The 15,975-nt window shown below is 64.9% G+C and carries 11 protein-coding genes and 4 tRNA genes; all 15 read right to left on the bottom strand.

The features are described 5' to 3' along the window. Positions 1–166: 166 nt before the first annotated feature. Entirely contained in the window at positions 167–4,402 is a 4,236-nt protein-coding gene (rpoC, locus tag GN331_RS06910) for a DNA-directed RNA polymerase subunit beta' (protein WP_156641282.1), read from the bottom strand. Positions 4,403–4,429: 27 nt separating this feature from the next. Continuing rightward, the gene (gene rpoB, locus GN331_RS06905; protein ID WP_156641281.1) at positions 4,430–8,599 is read right to left on the bottom strand and encodes a DNA-directed RNA polymerase subunit beta; all 4,170 of its coding nucleotides are present in this window, start codon (positions 8,597–8,599) and stop codon (positions 4,430–4,432) included. 267 nt (positions 8,600–8,866) lie between these two features. Further along, on the bottom strand, positions 8,867–9,241 hold the full coding sequence (gene rplL / locus GN331_RS06900; protein WP_156641280.1) for a 50S ribosomal protein L7/L12: 375 nt from the start codon (positions 9,239–9,241) through the stop codon (positions 8,867–8,869). A 39-nt stretch (positions 9,242–9,280) separates the two neighbouring features. Continuing rightward, on the bottom strand, positions 9,281–9,811 hold the full coding sequence (gene rplJ, locus GN331_RS06895) for a 50S ribosomal protein L10 (RefSeq protein ID WP_156641279.1): 531 nt from the start codon (positions 9,809–9,811) through the stop codon (positions 9,281–9,283). 331 nt (positions 9,812–10,142) lie between these two features. Beyond that, positions 10,143–10,841: a 50S ribosomal protein L1 gene (gene rplA / locus GN331_RS06890; RefSeq protein WP_156641278.1), complete on the bottom strand. Its 699-nt coding sequence runs from the start codon at positions 10,839–10,841 to the stop codon at positions 10,143–10,145. Between the two features lie 3 nt (positions 10,842–10,844). Beyond that, positions 10,845–11,273: a 50S ribosomal protein L11 gene (rplK, locus tag GN331_RS06885; RefSeq protein WP_036167791.1), complete on the bottom strand. Its 429-nt coding sequence runs from the start codon at positions 11,271–11,273 to the stop codon at positions 10,845–10,847. Between the two features lie 79 nt (positions 11,274–11,352). Continuing rightward, on the bottom strand, positions 11,353–11,925 hold the full coding sequence (gene nusG, locus GN331_RS06880) for a transcription termination/antitermination protein NusG (protein WP_156641277.1): 573 nt from the start codon (positions 11,923–11,925) through the stop codon (positions 11,353–11,355). 13 nt (positions 11,926–11,938) lie between these two features. Next, on the bottom strand, positions 11,939–12,310 hold the full coding sequence (gene secE / locus GN331_RS06875) for a preprotein translocase subunit SecE (RefSeq protein ID WP_156641276.1): 372 nt from the start codon (positions 12,308–12,310) through the stop codon (positions 11,939–11,941). 36 nt (positions 12,311–12,346) lie between these two features. Further along, positions 12,347–12,422: transfer RNA gene (locus tag GN331_RS06870), tRNA-Trp, on the bottom strand. Positions 12,423–12,539: 117 nt separating this feature from the next. After that, positions 12,540–13,730: an elongation factor Tu gene (gene tuf / locus GN331_RS06865; RefSeq protein WP_156641275.1), complete on the bottom strand. Its 1,191-nt coding sequence runs from the start codon at positions 13,728–13,730 to the stop codon at positions 12,540–12,542. A 59-nt stretch (positions 13,731–13,789) separates the two neighbouring features. After that, positions 13,790–13,865, bottom strand: a tRNA-Thr gene (locus GN331_RS06860). 35 nt (positions 13,866–13,900) lie between these two features. Next, positions 13,901–13,974, bottom strand: a tRNA-Gly gene (locus GN331_RS06855). A gap of 63 nt (positions 13,975–14,037) precedes the next feature. Beyond that, positions 14,038–14,123, bottom strand: a tRNA-Tyr gene (locus GN331_RS06850). Positions 14,124–14,204: 81 nt separating this feature from the next. After that, on the bottom strand, positions 14,205–15,296 hold the full coding sequence (ychF, locus tag GN331_RS06845) for a redox-regulated ATPase YchF (RefSeq protein WP_156641274.1): 1,092 nt from the start codon (positions 15,294–15,296) through the stop codon (positions 14,205–14,207). A 16-nt stretch (positions 15,297–15,312) separates the two neighbouring features. After that, positions 15,313–15,900, bottom strand: a complete 588-nt coding sequence (pth, locus tag GN331_RS06840) for an aminoacyl-tRNA hydrolase (RefSeq protein WP_156641273.1) — start codon at positions 15,898–15,900, stop codon at positions 15,313–15,315. Positions 15,901–15,975: the final 75 nt, after the last annotated feature.

Raw genomic sequence — 15,975 nt, 5'->3', positions numbered from 1 at the left:
GCCGACGAAAACCGTCAACGCGAGCCGACTTTGCGGAGGCAATGGGCGACCCGCCTCGGGGCCGCCCGGCCTTCGATGTTCCCGCCCATCCTGGGCCGAAGACGAGGCGCTCCCTGCGCCTCATTTCGTGGTCTGGGACGGCCGTCGGGCCGTCGCTGGTGTTGGCTTAGCTGGTGCTGGAGTCCTCGCCGGCCTCGGTTTCGGCCGCTTCGACGACCGGCGCCGGCGCCTGCTCCACCATCGTGCCCGACAGCGCTTCCAGCTCGGCTTCGGTCAGGCCCGAGGCGTTGCGGCGGCGTGCGGTGTGGTAGGCCAGGCCCGTGCCCGCCGGAATCAGGCGGCCCACGATGACGTTCTCCTTGAGGCCGCGCAGCCCGTCGCGCGTGCCGCGGACGGCCGCCTCGGTGAGCACGCGGGTGGTCTCCTGGAAGGAGGCCGCGGAGATGAACGACTCGGTCGCCAGCGACGCCTTGGTGATGCCGAGCAGCACCGGGTCGAACTTCGCGGGGATCAGGTTCTTCGACACGGCCGCGGCGTTCGTCTCGACCATGCGCTGGCGCTCGATCTGCTCGCCGTGCAGGTACTTGGTGTCACCGGCATCGAGCACTTCGACCTTGCGCAGCATCTGGCGAACGATCACCTCGATGTGCTTGTCGTTGATCTTCACGCCCTGCAGGCGATAGACGTCCTGGATTTCCTTGGTCAGGTAGACCGCCAGCGGCTCCACGCCGAGCAGGCGCAGGATGTCCTGCGGGCTCGGTTCGCCGTCCACGACCGTCTCGCCCTTCTCCACGTGTTCGCCTTCGAACACGATGATCTGGCGGTACTTCGGGATCAGCTCTTCGTGCTCGCTGCCGTCGGCCTGCTTGATCACCAGGCGCTGCTTGCCCTTGGTGTCCTTGCCGAAGCTGACGATGCCCGAGACCTCGGCGAGGATCGCCGGGTCCTTCGGCTTGCGCGCTTCGAACAGGTCGGCCACGCGCGGCAGACCACCGGTGATGTCGCGCGTCTTCGAGGCTTCCTGCGGGATCTTCGCGACGACGTCGCCCACGCCAACGGTTGCACCGTCCTGCAGGTTCACGATCGAGCGCGGCGGCAGCAGGTACTGCGCCGGCAGGTCGGTCCCCGGGATGGACAGGTCCTTGCCGTTCTTGTCGACGATGCGGACGATCGGGCGCAGGTCCTTCGCCTGCGTACCGCGACGCTTCGGATCGGTGATCTCGCGCGAAGCCAGGCCGGTCAGTTCGTCGGTCTTCTCGATGACGGTGACGCCGTCGATGAAGTCGATCAGGCGCATGACGCCCGCCACTTCCGACACGATCGGGTGGTTATGCGGATCCCAGTTCGCGACGGTCTGGCCGGCCTTCACCGACGCGCCGTCCTTGACCTGGATCGTCGCACCGTAGGGCAGCTTGTAACGCTCGCGCTCGCGGCCGTGGCCGTCGAGCACGGACAGTTCGCCCGAACGAGAGACCGCGACCAGGTGGCCCGAAGCGTGGTCGACGTGCTTGAGGTTGTTGAACTTCACCGTACCGGTCGTCTTGACCGTCACGTTGTCGATCGCCGCCGCACGCGAAGCCGCACCACCGATGTGGAACGTACGCATGGTCAGCTGCGTACCCGGTTCGCCGATCGACTGCGCGGCGACGACGCCGACCGCTTCGCCGTGGTTGACCAGGTGGCCACGACCGAGGTCGCGACCGTAGCAGTGCGAGCACACGCCGAACGGGCTGGTGCACGTGATCGTCGAACGCACCTTGATGGACTGCACGCCGGCGTCTTCGATGCTCTGCACCCACGCTTCGTCCAGCAGCGTGTTGCGCGTGACGAACGGATCTTCGTCGTTGCCGGGCAGGAACACGTCCTCGGCCACGATGCGGCCCAGCACGCGGTCGCGCAGCGGTTCGACGACGTCGCCGCCTTCGACGATCGGCGTCATGGTGAGGCCGTCGTAGGTGCCGCAATCGGTTTCGGTGATGACCACGTCCTGCGCGACGTCGACGAGTCGACGCGTGAGGTAACCCGAGTTCGCCGTCTTCAGCGCGGTATCCGCGAGACCCTTACGGGCACCGTGGGTCGAGATGAAGTACTGGAGGACGTTGAGGCCTTCGCGGAAGTTCGCGGTGATCGGCGTCTCGATGATCGAGCCGTCCGGCTTGGCCATCAGGCCACGCATGCCGGCGAGCTGGCGGATCTGGGCCTGCGAACCACGCGCACCCGAGTCGGCCATGATGTAGATCGAGTTCATCGACTTCTGCGGCACGGTCTCGCCCTTGGCGTTGACCACCGAGTCGGTGCCGATCGCATCCATCATCGCCTTCGCGACGCGTTCGTTGGTGCGCGACCAGATGTCGACGACCTTGTTGTAGCGCTCACCCGAGGTGACCAGGCCCGACTGGTACTGCTGCTGGATTTCCAGCACTTCGGTCTCGGCCTCGTCGAGGATGCCCTTCTTCTCGTTCGGGATGATCATGTCGTCGATGCCGATCGACACGCCGGCGCGCGTGGCGTACGCGAAGCCGGTGTACATCAGCTTGTCGGCGAACACGACCGTGTCCTTCAGACCAAGCATGCGGTAGCACGAGTTGATCAGGCGCGAGATGTTCTTCTTCGTCAGTTCGACGTTCGCCAGCGCGTACGGCAAGCCTTCCGGCAGGATTTCCTGCAGGAGCGAGCGGCCGACCGTCGTGTCGATGATCGACGTCTGCTTGGAGCGCGTGCCGTCTTCGGCGATGACCGTCTGCGTGATGCGCACCTTGACCTTGGCGTGCAGCTCGACGACGCGGTTGTCGTACGCGCGCTTGACCTCGGCGACGTTCGCGAACGCCATGCCCTCGCCCTTCTTGTTCTCCAGGGCGCGCGACATGTAGTACAGGCCGAGCACGACGTCCTGCGACGGCACGATGATCGGCTCGCCGTTCGCCGGCGACAGGATGTTGTTCGACGCCATCATCAGCGCGCGCGCTTCCAGCTGCGCTTCCAGCGACAGCGGGACGTGCACGGCCATCTGGTCGCCGTCGAAGTCGGCGTTGAACGCGGTGCAGACCAGCGGATGCAGCTGGATCGCCTTGCCTTCGATCAGCACCGGCTCGAACGCCTGGATGCCGAGGCGATGGAGCGTCGGGGCGCGGTTGAGCAGCACCGGGTGCTCGCGGATGACCTCCTCGAGGATGTCCCAGACTTCCGCTTCTTCACGCTCGACGAGCTTCTTGGCGGCCTTGATCGTCGTGGCGAGACCACGGCGCTGCAGCTTGGCGAAGATGAAGGGCTTGAACAGCTCGAGCGCCATCTTCTTCGGCAGGCCGCACTCGTGCAGGCGCAGCGTCGGGCCGACCACGATGACCGAACGGCCCGAGTAGTCGACGCGCTTGCCGAGCAGGTTCTGGCGGAAGCGACCCTGCTTGCCCTTGATCATGTCGGCGAGCGACTTGAGCGGGCGCTTGTTGGTACCGGTGATCGCACGGCCACGACGGCCGTTGTCCATCAGCGCATCGACCGATTCCTGCAGCATGCGCTTCTCGTTGCGCACGATGATGTCCGGCGCATTGAGCTCGAGCAGGCGCTTGAGGCGGTTGTTGCGGTTGATGACGCGGCGATACAGATCGTTGAGATCCGACGTCGCGAAGCGGCCACCGTCCAGCGGCACCAGCGGACGCAGGTCCGGCGGAAGCACCGGCAGCACGGTCATGACCATCCACTCCGGGCGGTTGCCGGAGTCGAGGAACGCCTCGATCAGCTTGATGCGCTTGGTGAGGCGCTTGAGCTTGGTCTCGGAGTTGGTCGCGGCGATCTCTTCCTTCAGGCGGAGCATTTCCGACTGCAGGTCGATCGTGCGCAGCAGTTCGTACACGGCCTCGGCGCCCATCGCGGCGTCGAAGTCGTCGCCGTGTTCCTGGCGCGCCGTCATGAACTGTTCTTCGGTCAGCAGGTTGCCGCGCTCGAGCGGGGTCAGGCCCGGCTCGGTCACGACATAGGCTTCGAAGTACAGGATGCGTTCGATGTCGCGCAGCGTCATGTCGAGCATCAAACCGATGCGCGAGGGAAGCGACTTCAGGAACCAGATGTGCGCGACCGGCGAAGCGAGGTCGATGTGACCCATGCGCTCACGGCGCACCTTCGCAAGCGTCACTTCCGTGCCGCACTTTTCGCAGACCACGCCACGGTGCTTCATGCGCTTGTACTTGCCGCACAGGCACTCGTAGTCCTTGATCGGACCGAAGATCGCGGCGCAGAACAGGCCATCGCGTTCCGGCTTGAACGTGCGGTAGTTGATGGTCTCCGGCTTCTTCACTTCGCCGTAGGACCACGAGCGGATGAGGTCCGGCGACGCCAACGCGATCTTGATCGCGTCGAAGTCGAGGGTCGGCCGCTGCTGGTTGAACAGATTGAGCAAGTCTTTCATGGGTGTCTCCTGGTCGGCGGCGGCGGCTTAATGCTCTTCGAGTTCCATGTTGATCGCGAGCGATCGGATTTCCTTCACCAACACGTTGAAGGACTCCGGCATCCCCGCGACCATCTCGTGTTCGCCGTCGACGATGTTCTTGTACATCTGGTTGCGGCCCTGCACGTCGTCGGACTTCACCGTCAGCATTTCCTGCAGGGTGTAGGCCGCGCCGTAGGCTTCGAGTGCCCACACTTCCATTTCGCCGAAGCGCTGGCCACCGAACTGCGCCTTGCCGCCCAGCGGCTGCTGGGTAACGAGCGAGTACGGACCGGTCGAACGCGCGTGCATCTTGTCGTCGACCAGGTGGTTCAGCTTCAGCATGTGCATGTAGCCCACGGTGACCGGGCGTTCGAACGCTTCGCCCGTGCGACCGTCGTGCAGCGTGGTCTGGCCGCTCAACGGCAGGTCGGCGAGTTCGAGCATTTTCTTGATCTCGCTCTCGGCCGCGCCGTCGAACACCGGCGTCGCCATCGGCACGCCGTCGACCAGGTTGTTGGCCAGGCGCAGCAGTTCCTCATCGGTGAACTGCGTCAGGTCGACGCGCTGTCCGTTCATCGCTTCGTCGTGGTTGTAGATCTGATCGAGGAACTTGCGAAGGTCGGCAACCGCCGCCTGCGCCTTGAGCATGCGATCGATCTTCTGGCCCAGGCCCTTGGCGGCCCAGCCCAGGTGCGTCTCGAGGATCTGGCCGATGTTCATTCGGCTCGGCACGCCCAGCGGGTTCAGCACGATGTCGACCGACGAACCATCCGTCATGTACGGCATGTCTTCGACCGGCACGATCGTCGACACGACACCCTTGTTGCCGTGTCGGCCGGCCATCTTGTCGCCCGGCTGGATGCGGCGCTTCACCGCGAGGAACACCTTCACCATCTTGAGCACGCCGGGGGCGAGGTCGTCGCCCTGCGTGATCTTGCCGCGCTTGTCGGCGAAGCGGCGCTCGAATTCCTTCTCGTGCGCATCGATCTGCTTGGAAGCGCGTTCGATGGCGTCGTTGGCGTCGTCGTCCTTCATGCGCAGCTGGAACCACTCGGTCTTCTTCAGGCCGTCCAGGTACGCATCGTTGATCGCGTCGCCCTTCTTCAGGTTCGGACCGCCGTTGGCGACCTTGCCGATCAGCTGCGTGCGCAGGCGCGCGTAGATCGCACCTTCGAGGATGCGGAACTGGTCGTCGAAGTCCTTCTTGACGCGACGGACTTCCGATTCCTCGATCTGGCGGGCGCGCTTGTCCTTCTCGATGCCGTCGCGGGTGAAGACCTGCACGTCGATGACGGTGCCGTCCATGCCCGGGGGCACGCGCAGCGAGCTGTCCTTAACGTCGGACGCCTTCTCGCCGAAGATCGCGCGGAGGAGCTTCTCTTCCGGCGTCAGCTGCGATTCGCCCTTCGGCGTGACCTTGCCGACCATGATGTCGCCGGCGCGCACTTCGGCGCCGATGTACACCACGCCCGATTCGTCGAGGCGGTTGAGCGCCTGCTCCGAAACGTTCGGGATGTCGGCCGAGATTTCTTCCGGACCCAGCTTGGTGTCGCGCGCGACGCAGGTCAGCTCTTCGATGTGGATCGTGGTGTAACGATCCTCTTCCACCACGCGCTCGGAGAGCAGGATGGAGTCTTCGAAGTTGTAGCCGTTCCACGGCATGAACGCGACCAGCATGTTCTGGCCGAGCGCGAGCTCGCCGATGTCGGTCGAAGGACCGTCGGCCAGCACGTCGCCGCGGGCCACGCGGTCGCCCACGTTCACGAGCGGGGTCTGGTTGATGCAGGTGTTCTGGTTGGAGCGCGTGTACTTGATCAGCGTGTAGATGTCGACGCCGGCATCGGTTTCGCCGGAGATCTCGTTCTCGTTGACCTTGACCACGATGCGGCCGGCGTCGATCTGCGCGATCAAACCACCGCGACGTGCGTTCACCGTCACGCCCGAGTCGCGCGCCACGGCGCGTTCGATGCCCGTACCCACCAGCGGCTTCTGCGACTTCAGCGTCGGCACGGCCTGGCGCTGCATGTTCGCGCCCATGAGCGCGCGGTTGGCGTCGTCGTGCTCGAGGAACGGCACGAGTGCGGCCGCGACCGACACGGTCTGCATCGGCGAGACGTCCATGAAGTGGATCTCGCTCGGCGGCTTGAGCAGCGATTCACCCTGGTAACGGCACGCGACGAACTGGGCGGTGATCGTGCCCTTGTCGTCCTGCGGCGCGTTGGCCTGCGCGATGACGTACTCGTTCTCTTCGATCGCCGAGAGGAACTCGACGTCGTCGGTGACGCGACCGTCCACGACCTTGCGGTACGGCGTCTCGAGGAAGCCGTAGCGGTTGGTGCGCGCGAACACGGCGAGCGAGTTGATCAGGCCGATGTTCGGGCCTTCAGGCGTTTCGATGGTGCACACGCGGCCGTAATGCGTCGGATGCACGTCGCGCACTTCGAAGCCGGCGCGTTCGCGCGTCAGGCCACCCGGGCCCAGCGCGGAAACGCGACGCTTGTGCGTCACTTCCGACAGCGGGTTGTTCTGGTCCATGAACTGCGACAGCTGCGAGGAGCCGAAGAACTCCTTGATCGCGGCGGCCACCGGCTTGGCGTTGATCAATTCCTGCGGCGTCAGGCCTTCGGACTCGGCCATCGACAGGCGTTCCTTGACGGCGCGCTCGACGCGCACCAGGCCCACGCGGAACACGTTCTCGGCCATTTCGCCGACCGAACGCACGCGACGGTTGCCCAGGTGGTCGATGTCGTCCACCACGCCACGGCCGTTGCGGATTTCCGTCAGCACGCGGATGACGTCGAGGATGTCGGACGTATCGCCCTGCGCGGCGATCAAACGCTGCGCTTCTTCATCCTTGCCGTTCTTGTAGTCGCCGAAGTACTTGCGATCGAACAGCACCGACGGGCCGAGCACTTCCTTGCGGCCGATGCGGCGGTTGAACTTCATGCGGCCCACCGCCGAGACGTCGTAACGCTCGAAGGTGAAGAACAGGTTGTGGAACAGGTTCTCGGCGGCGTCCTTGGTCGGCGGCTCGCCCGGACGCATCATGCGGTAGATCTCGACCAGCGCTTCGAGCTTGGTCTTGGTGCCGTCGATGCGCAGGGTGTTCGACAGATACGGACCGCGATCGAGGTCGTTGACCCAGATCGTGCCGACCGATTCGATGCCCGACTTGCGGAACTTCGCCAGGTGGTCTTCGTTGATCTCGTCGTTCGCGACGGCGAGCAGTTCGCCCGTCTTCGGATCGACGACGTCGTGCGCGAGGATGCGGCCGACGACATAGAGGTCCGGCACGGCCAGCGCGGCGATGCCGGACTGTTCGAGCTGCTTGACGTGGCGCGCGGTGATGCGCTTGCCGGCTTCGACGATCACGCGATCGCCATCGGCCAGGTCGAAGTCCAGCGTTTCGCCACGCAGGCGCTCGGCGACGAGCTCCAGCTGCACGCCTTCGGGTTCGATGTGGAAGGTGTTGATCTCGAAGAACGCGCGGAGCATTTCTTCGTTGTTGTAGCCGAGCGCGCGCAGCAGCACGGAGACCGGCAGCTTGCGGCGGCGGTCGATGCGGGTGAACAGCGCGTCCTTGGGATCGAACTCGAAGTCGAGCCACGAGCCGCGGTAAGGAATGATGCGCGCGGAGTACAGCAGCTTGCCCGAGCTGTGCGTCTTGCCACGGTCGTGGTCGAAGAACACGCCCGGCGAGCGATGCAGCTGCGAGACGATGACGCGCTCGGTGCCGTTGACGATGAAGGTGCCGTTGTCGGTCATGAGCGGGATTTCGCCCATGTAGACCTCCTGCTCCTTCACGTACTTGATGGCCTTGGTGGACGACTCGCGGTCGTAGATCACCAGGCGCACGGTGACGCGCAGCGGCGCGCCGTACGACAGGCCACGGTTGCGGCATTCGCGCTCGTCGAACGCCGGGTCGCCGAGGCGGTAGCCGACGTATTCGAGCGCGGCGTTGCCGCTGTAGGAGCTGATCGGGAACACGGACTTGAGGGCCGCATGCAGGCCCTTGTCGTCGCGCGCGTTCATTTCGGCGTGTTCCTGGAGGAACTCGCGGTAGGAATCGACCTGGATCGCCAGGAGGAAGGGCACTTCGAGGATCGAACGGCGCTTGCCGAAGTCCTTGCGGATGCGCTTCTTCTCGGTGAAGGAATAATTGGACGCAGTGGTCATGGTGGGCTACCGCCTCTCGATGTCGGCCGCGCGCAGGCGGCCGGGGGGAACGTCAAATTGCCAGTTGGGAGTCGCTGGTATTGCCGGCACCAGCACGCCTTCTCCCGCTACTTCCAACTGTCAACTCGGTGATGGGTGAAGCACGTTTCAGCTCAAGCCACACGACGCTGAAGCGTTTACGACGCGGCCGTCAGGAACGGCCAAAGGCCGGGGACTTTCGTCCCCAGCCTTGGGTGGTCGCCAATGTCACCGGCGACGCAATTGCGATTACTTGACTTCGACGGTCGCGCCAGCGGCCTCGAGTTCCTTCTTGAACTTCTCGGACTCGTCCTTCGACACCGCTTCCTTGACGTTCTGCGGGGCGCCTTCGACGAGGTCCTTCGCTTCCTTCAGGCCCAGGCCGGTGATGGCGCGGACGGCCTTGATGACTTCGACCTTCTTCTCGCCGACGGCCTTCAGGACGACGGTGAATTCGGTCTGCTCTTCGACCGGGGCAGCAGCGGCGGCGGGGCCGGCCGAAGCCATGACCGGGGCAGCAGCGGAAACGCCGAACTTCTCTTCGATGGCCTTGACGAGATCCATCACTTCCATCAGCGACTTCGCGGCGATGGCGTCAACGATCTGCTCGTTGGAAAGGGACATGGTGATTACCTCTGGATATTTAAAGGGTTAAGACTGAAATCAGGCAGTTTCGGCAGCCGGGGCTTCCGCGGACGCTTCGCCACCACCCTGCTTGTCGGCCACGGCCTTGACGGCGCGGGCGAACATGCTGGCGGGCTCGGCGAGCACGCGGGCGAGCATGGCAAGCGCCTGCTCACGAGTCGGCAGCGAAGCCAGGACATCGACGTGCGCGGCGGGCAGCAACTTGCCTTCCACCGAAACCACGCGAGCCTTGAGCTTGTCGTTGCCCTTGGCGAACTCCTTGATGAGGCGACCGGCAGCGCCGGGTTCCTCGGTCGAGAACGCATACAGCAGCGGACCGGTCAGGGCGTCCTTGACGACCTCGAACTCGGTACCGACGACGGCGCGCGACGCCAGCGTGTTCTTGACAACCTTCAAGTACACACCGGATTCGCGAGCCTTCTTGCGCATCGCGGTCATCTGGGAGACCGTGATGCCTGCGTATTCGGCTGCGACCAGGGAGTGCGCCTTCGACGCCACTTCTGCCAGCTCGGCGACAACTTCCTGCTTCTGGGACAGATTGAGAGCCATTGACACTCCTCCAATTGAACTCCGCGCACGGCTCCTGCCGCTTGCGGTCCTCGAGCGACGCCGTCCATTGGCGCCGGGGATGCGCGAGCATCCCGGTGGTGGCCCTTCCAGAAAACTTCCAGAGGGGGCGGCACCATCTACGCAGGCCCATCCTTGCGAATGGATTACGCGTTCCCGCCTTTCACGAAGACGACTCCATGCCGTACCGAGCTTCCTGCCCGTCTTCGCATTGCGCGGACCGCACCTGCGGTCTTTGACGGCGTCGCGCCTTGCGGCGCGATGCCCTCAAAACTTGTTGCACGCGCCCGCCGAAGCGAACGCGTTGTAACGATTACTTCAGGGTCAGCGTCGACTGGTCGACGATCACGCCCGGGCCCATCGTCGAGCTCAGCGAGATCTTCTGCAGGTACTGGCCCTTGGCCGTCGACGGCTTGGCCTTGATCAGGTCGAGCAGCAGCGCGGTGAGGTTGCCCTTCAGCGCTTCGGCTTCGAACGAAGCCTTGCCGATCGTGCAGTGGATGATGCCGGCCTTGTCGGTGCGGTAACGCACCTGGCCGGCCTTCGCGTTCTTGACGGCTTCGGCCGGGTTCGGCGAAACGGTGCCGACCTTCGGGTTCGGCATCAGGCCGCGCGGACCGAGCACCTGGCCGAGCTTGCCGACCACGCGCATCGCATCCGGCGTCGCGATGACGACGTCGTAGTTCAGGTCGCCGTTCTGCATCGCTTCGGCGAGGTCGTCCATGCCGACGGCTTCGGCGCCAGCGGCGCGCGCTTCGTCAGCCTTGGCGCCGGCCGGGGCGAACACCGCCACGCGCACCGACTTGCCGGTACCGGCCGGCAGCACGGTCGAACCGCGCACCTGCTGGTCGGACTTCTTCGCGTCCACGCCCAGGCGGACGGCGACGTCGATCGCTTCGACGAACTTCGCCTTCGTGCCGTTCTGGAGGATCTTCAGGGCTTCGTCGATCGCGTAAGCCTTGCCCGGCTCGACGGCCGCCTTGATTGCTTTCTGTCGCTTGTTCATCGCCATGACTTAGCCCTCCACCACCAGACCCATGGAACGGGCCGAGCCCGCAATCGTGCGCACCGCGGCTTCCAGGTCGGCAGCCGTCAGGTCGGGTTCCTTCGCCTTCGCGATTTCCTCGACCTGCTTGCGCGTGACCTTGCCCACCTTCTCGGTGTTCGGGCGCTTCGAACCGGACTGGATGCCCGCAGCCTTCTTCAACAGGATCGACGCCGGCGGCGTCTTCGTGATGAAGGTGAAGGTGCGGTCCGAGTACGCGGTGATGACCACCGGAATCGGGAGACCCGGTTCCAGCTTCTGCGTGGCGGCATTGAACGCCTTGCAGAATTCCATGATGTTCAGGCCACGCTGGCCGAGGGCGGGACCCACGGGCGGCGACGGGTTGGCCTGGCCGGCCTTGACCTGCAGCTTGATGTAACCAACGACCTTCTTTGCCATTGCTTTGCTCCTGCGAGTGCAAGCGCCTTGTCGGCTCCTCGCTTACCGGCCGGGCGAACCACTCGCCCGGTCCTTTGGGTCAGGCCTTCTCGACCTGACCGAATTCCAGTTCCACCGGAGTGGAACGGCCGAAGATCAGCACTGCGACGCGCAGGCGGCTCTTCTCGTAATTCACTTCTTCCACGACGCCGTTGAAGTCGTTGAACGGGCCGTCGGTGACGCGCACCATCTCGCCCGCTTCGAACAACACCTTCGGCTTCGGCTTCTCCACGCCTTCCTGCACGCGGTCGAGGATGGCCGCAGCTTCCTCGTCGCGGATCGGCAGCGGACGATCGGCGGTGCCGCCGATGAAGCCCATCACCTTCGGCGTTTCCTTCACCAGGTGCCAGCTTTCGCTGTCCATGCGCGGAATGCCGCCTTCGTCGTGCGTGGCGATCTGCACGAGCACGTAGCCCGGGAAGAACTTGCGCTCCGAACGGCGCTTCTGGCCCGAGCGCATCTCCACCACTTCTTCGGTGGGGACGAGCACGTCGCCGAAGCGATCCTGCATTTCGGTGCGCACGATGCGGTCACGCAGGGCCTGCGCCACCGACTTCTCGAAGCCGGAATAGGCGTGGACCACGTACCAGCGCTTGTCGACGTTGTCTTCCATTCGATCCTCTGAATCAGTTGCCCAACAGGGCCTTGACGCCCAACTGGATGACCCAGTCGAACGCGGCGAGGATCAGGCTGATCACGGTGACGGCGATGATGATCATCACCGTCGCGCGACCCGCTTCCTGTCGCGTCGGCCAAACGACCTTGCGCAGTTCGAAGCGCGACTCGGAGAAGAACTCGCGCGTCTGCGCGCCCTTGACCGTCGTCATGAAAACCACGAACCCCGCGGCCAGCCCACCGATCACCGCGAGCCAGCGGAACTGCGACTCGGGGTACCAGTAGAAGGCGAAGACGCCCGCCGCCACCAGCAAGATTGCCAGTGCGTACTTGACGACGTCGCCCGCAGAAGCGGCCTTCGGTTGTTCGACCTTGCTGTTCATCCGTTCTCGCCGACGCGTGCCACGGTGCGCCTGAAGTGGCACGCCAGGAGGGACTCGAACCCCCAACCTGCGGTTTTGGAGACCGCTGCTCTGCCAATTGAGCTACTGGCGTACATGTGTTGAAACTGCTGTAAAAGCGCCTGTTCCGAAAAAGGCAACGGCGGCTCGCGCCGCCACGCCCTTTCGACCGTCCGGGCGGCGCGGTGTTCCGCGCCAGCCCGACCGATGCTTACTTGAGGATCTTCGCCACCACGCCGGCGCCGACCGTACGGCCGCCTTCGCGGATCGCGAAGCGCAGGCCATCGTCCATCGCGACCGGGTTGATCAGCTCCACCACCATCTTGATGTTGTCGCCCGGCATGACCATTTCCACGCCTTCCGGCAGGGTCACGGCGCCCGTGATGTCGGTCGTGCGGAAGTAGAACTGCGGGCGGTAGCCCTTGAAGAACGGCGTGTGGCGGCCGCCTTCGTCCTTCGACAGCACGTACACCTCGGCTTCGAACGTCGTGTGCGGCGTGATCGAACCGGGCTTGGCCAGCACCTGGCCGCGCTCCACGTCGTCACGCTTGGTGCCGCGCAGCAGCAGGCCGGCGTTGTCGCCCGCCTGGCCCTGGTCGAGCAGCTTGCGGAACATCTCAACGCCCGTGACCGTCGTCTTCTGCGTCGGGCGGATGCCGACGATTTCGATTTCGTCACCGACCTTGATGATGCCGCGCTCGATGCGGCCGGTCACCACGGTGCCGCGGCCCGAGATCGAGAACACGTCTTCCACCGGCATCAGGAACGGCTTGTCGATCGCGCGCTCCGGTTCCGGGATGAACGTGTCCAGCGCCTCGACCAGCTTCAGGATCGCCGGCACGCCGATTTCCGACTGGTCGCCTTCCAGCGCCAGGCGCGCCGAACCCTTGATGATCGGGGTGTCGTCGCCGGGGAATTCGTACTTGGTCAGCAGCTCGCGCACTTCCATCTCGACCAGCTCGAGCAGCTCGGCGTCGTCCACCATGTCGGCCTTGTTCAGGAACACGACGATGTACGGCACGCCGACCTGGCGCGAGAGCAGGATGTGTTCGCGCGTCTGCGGCATCGGGCCGTCAGCGGCCGAGCACACCAGGATCGCGCCGTCCATCTGCGCCGCACCGGTGATCATGTTCTTGACGTAGTCGGCATGCCCGGGGCAATCGACGTGCGCGTAATGGCGGTTGGCCGATTCGTATTCCACGTGCGCCGTCGAGATCGTGATGCCGCGCGCCTTCTCTTCCGGCGCCGCGTCGATCGCGTCGTATGCCTTGAACTCGCCGCCGAAACGTTCCGCGCCCACCTTCGTCAGCGCCGCCGTCAGCGTCGTCTTGCCGTGGTCAACGTGACCGATCGTGCCCACGTTCACGTGGGGCTTGGTGCGCTCGAACTTACCCTTGGCCATGGCTCTGTCTCGGTGGAAATCGGTGGGCGAACGTTTTTCTGGAACTGCTTTTGCAACGGTGGTGCTCACGAAAGGAATCGAACCTTCGACCTCCTCCTTACCAAGGAGGTGCTCTACCGACTGAGCTACGTGAGCATGTTTTGCAGCGGGTCTTGCGTCGCGGCGTTCAATGGAGCGGGAGACGGGAATCGAACCCGCACCATCAGCTTGGAAGGCTGAGGTTCTACCGTTGAACTACTCCCGCGCCGGAAAAAAGACCTGCTTGGGTACTGCGCCATCGGCTGGTAAGGCCGCTGGTTTTTCAATCTGGTGGAGGGAGGTGGATTCGAACCACCGAAGGCGTAAGCCAGCAGATTTACAGTCTGCCCCCGTTGGCCGCTTGGGTATCCCTCCAAAAGAGCCCGAAATTTTGGCTTGGCGGCTGGACGAAGTCAACGCTTGGTTGACAACAATCTCCAGAAATCCGCCAGCCCCTCAGACATTGAAGCGGAAATGCAGCACGTCGCCTTCCTGGACCCGGTACTCCTTGCCCTCCAGGCGGAGGCGGCCGGCATCACGGGCGCCCGACTCGCCGCGATACTTGATGTAGTCGTCGAAGGCGATGGTTTCGGCGCGAATGAAGCCTTTTTCGAAATCCGTGTGGATCACCGCGGCCGCTTGCGGCGCGGTCGAACCGGCCCGAACCGTCCACGCGCGGACTTCCTTCACGCCTGCGGTGAAGTAGGTCTGCAGCCCCAGCAGCTTGTAGGCGGCGCGAATGACGCGGTTCAGGCCCGGCTCGTCGAGGCCCAGGTCCTGCAGGAACGTATCGCGGTCCTCATCGTCCAGCTGGCTCAGCTCCTCCTCGATGGCGGCCGACACCGGCACCACCTCGGCGCCCTCGCCCACCGCGCGGGCACGGACGGCGTCCAGGTGCGGGTTGTTCTCGAACCCGTCTTCCAGCACGTTCGCCACGTACATCACGGGCTTGAGGGTCAGCAGGAACAGGTCGCGCACCTGCGCCTTGTCCTCGTCGGACAGGCCCAGCGCGCGGGCCGGCGTGCCGGCATCCAGCCCGGCGCGCACGCGGCCGAGGACCTCGGCGCGCACCTTGGCGTCCTTGTCGCCGGTCCGGGCCGAGCGCTCGGCGCGCTGCAGGGCCTTCTCGACCGAATCCAGGTCCGCCAGCGCCAGCTCGGTGTCGATGGTTTCGATGTCGGAGATCGGGTCGACCTTGCCCGTCACGTGGACGATGTCCCCGTGCTCGAAGCAGCGCACCACGTGGGTGATCGCGTCGACCTCGCGGATGTGGGCCAGGAACTTGTTGCCCAGGCCTTCGCCGCTGGCCGCACCAGCCACCAGGCCGGCGATGTCGACGAACTCGACGGCGGTCGGGATCACCTTCTGCGGCTTGACGATGTCCGACAGCGCGTTGAGGCGCGGATCGGGCACCGGCACGATGCCGACGTTGGGTTCGATCGTGCAGAAGGGGAAGTTCGCCGCGGCGATGCCCGCCTTCGTCAGCGCGTTGAACAGGGTCGACTTGCCGACATTCGGCAGGCCGACGATTCCGCATTTGATGCCCATGGTGTCTCCGTGCCGGTCAGCGGTTGGCTGGACCGGTGTTGAGGCGTTTGGTCGCCTCGTTGATGTCCCCCGCGACGGCGAGCGGCAGCACGTCGGCCGCATCGTCGAGGGCGCGCAGGATGGCGGCCTCGTCGTCGCGGCCGGGCTTGCCCAGCACCCACGGGGTGACTTTGTCCTTGTGGCCGGGATGGCCGATGCCGATGCGCAGGCGGTGGAACATGCCGTGGCCCAGCAGTCGCATGGTGTCGCGCAGGCCGTTCTGGCCGCCGTGGCCGCCATCGAACTTCAGGCGCGCGACGCCGGGCGGCAGGTCGAGCTCGTCATGCGCCAGCAGCGCTTCTTCCGGCTCGATCTTCCAGTAGCGCAAGGCGGCGGTGACCGACTTGCCGCTGAGGTTCATGAAGGTCGACGGCTTGAGCAGCCAGACCTGGCGCCCGCCGATGTCGACCTTGGCGGTTTCGCCGAACAACTTCGATTCCAGGCCGAAGCGCGCGCCCAAACGATCGGCGAGCCCGTCCACAAACCAGAACCCGGCGTTGTGCCGGGTCCGGGTGTGTTCGGGACCGGGGTTTCCCAGCCCGACGATGAGGCGCAAGCCAGCCATGCTTTCGCATCGGGTCGCGCGGGGTCGCACCACCGCCACCACCCCCGCGTTAGTGTTCTAATAGTCCGGGATAGC

Origin of the sequence: Noviluteimonas gilva, assembly GCF_009740395.1 — a bacterium.
GTDB lineage: Bacteria > Pseudomonadota > Gammaproteobacteria > Xanthomonadales > Xanthomonadaceae > Noviluteimonas > Noviluteimonas gilva.
The sequence above is the reverse complement of the archived record's forward strand: the minus strand, read 5'-3'. Positions and strand labels throughout refer to the sequence as shown.

Excerpts from the sequence above, each read along its gene's own strand:
- rpoC (WP_156641282.1), bottom strand. The coding sequence starts at position 4,402 with ATGAAAGACTTGCTCAATCTGTTCAACCAGCAGCGGCCGACCCTCGAC.
- rpoB (WP_156641281.1), bottom strand. The coding sequence starts at position 8,599 with ATGACCACTGCGTCCAATTATTCCTTCACCGAGAAGAAGCGCATCCGC.
- rplL (WP_156641280.1), bottom strand. The coding sequence starts at position 9,241 with ATGTCCCTTTCCAACGAGCAGATCGTTGACGCCATCGCCGCGAAGTCG.
- rplJ (WP_156641279.1), bottom strand. The coding sequence starts at position 9,811 with ATGGCTCTCAATCTGTCCCAGAAGCAGGAAGTTGTCGCCGAGCTGGCA.
- rplA (WP_156641278.1), bottom strand. The coding sequence starts at position 10,841 with ATGGCGATGAACAAGCGACAGAAAGCAATCAAGGCGGCCGTCGAGCCG.
- rplK (WP_036167791.1), bottom strand. The coding sequence starts at position 11,273 with ATGGCAAAGAAGGTCGTTGGTTACATCAAGCTGCAGGTCAAGGCCGGC.
- nusG (WP_156641277.1), bottom strand. The coding sequence starts at position 11,925 with ATGGAAGACAACGTCGACAAGCGCTGGTACGTGGTCCACGCCTATTCC.
- secE (WP_156641276.1), bottom strand. The coding sequence starts at position 12,310 with ATGAACAGCAAGGTCGAACAACCGAAGGCCGCTTCTGCGGGCGACGTC.
- tuf (WP_156641275.1), bottom strand. The coding sequence starts at position 13,730 with ATGGCCAAGGGTAAGTTCGAGCGCACCAAGCCCCACGTGAACGTGGGC.
- ychF (WP_156641274.1), bottom strand. The coding sequence starts at position 15,296 with ATGGGCATCAAATGCGGAATCGTCGGCCTGCCGAATGTCGGCAAGTCG.
- pth (WP_156641273.1), bottom strand. The coding sequence starts at position 15,900 with ATGGCTGGCTTGCGCCTCATCGTCGGGCTGGGAAACCCCGGTCCCGAA.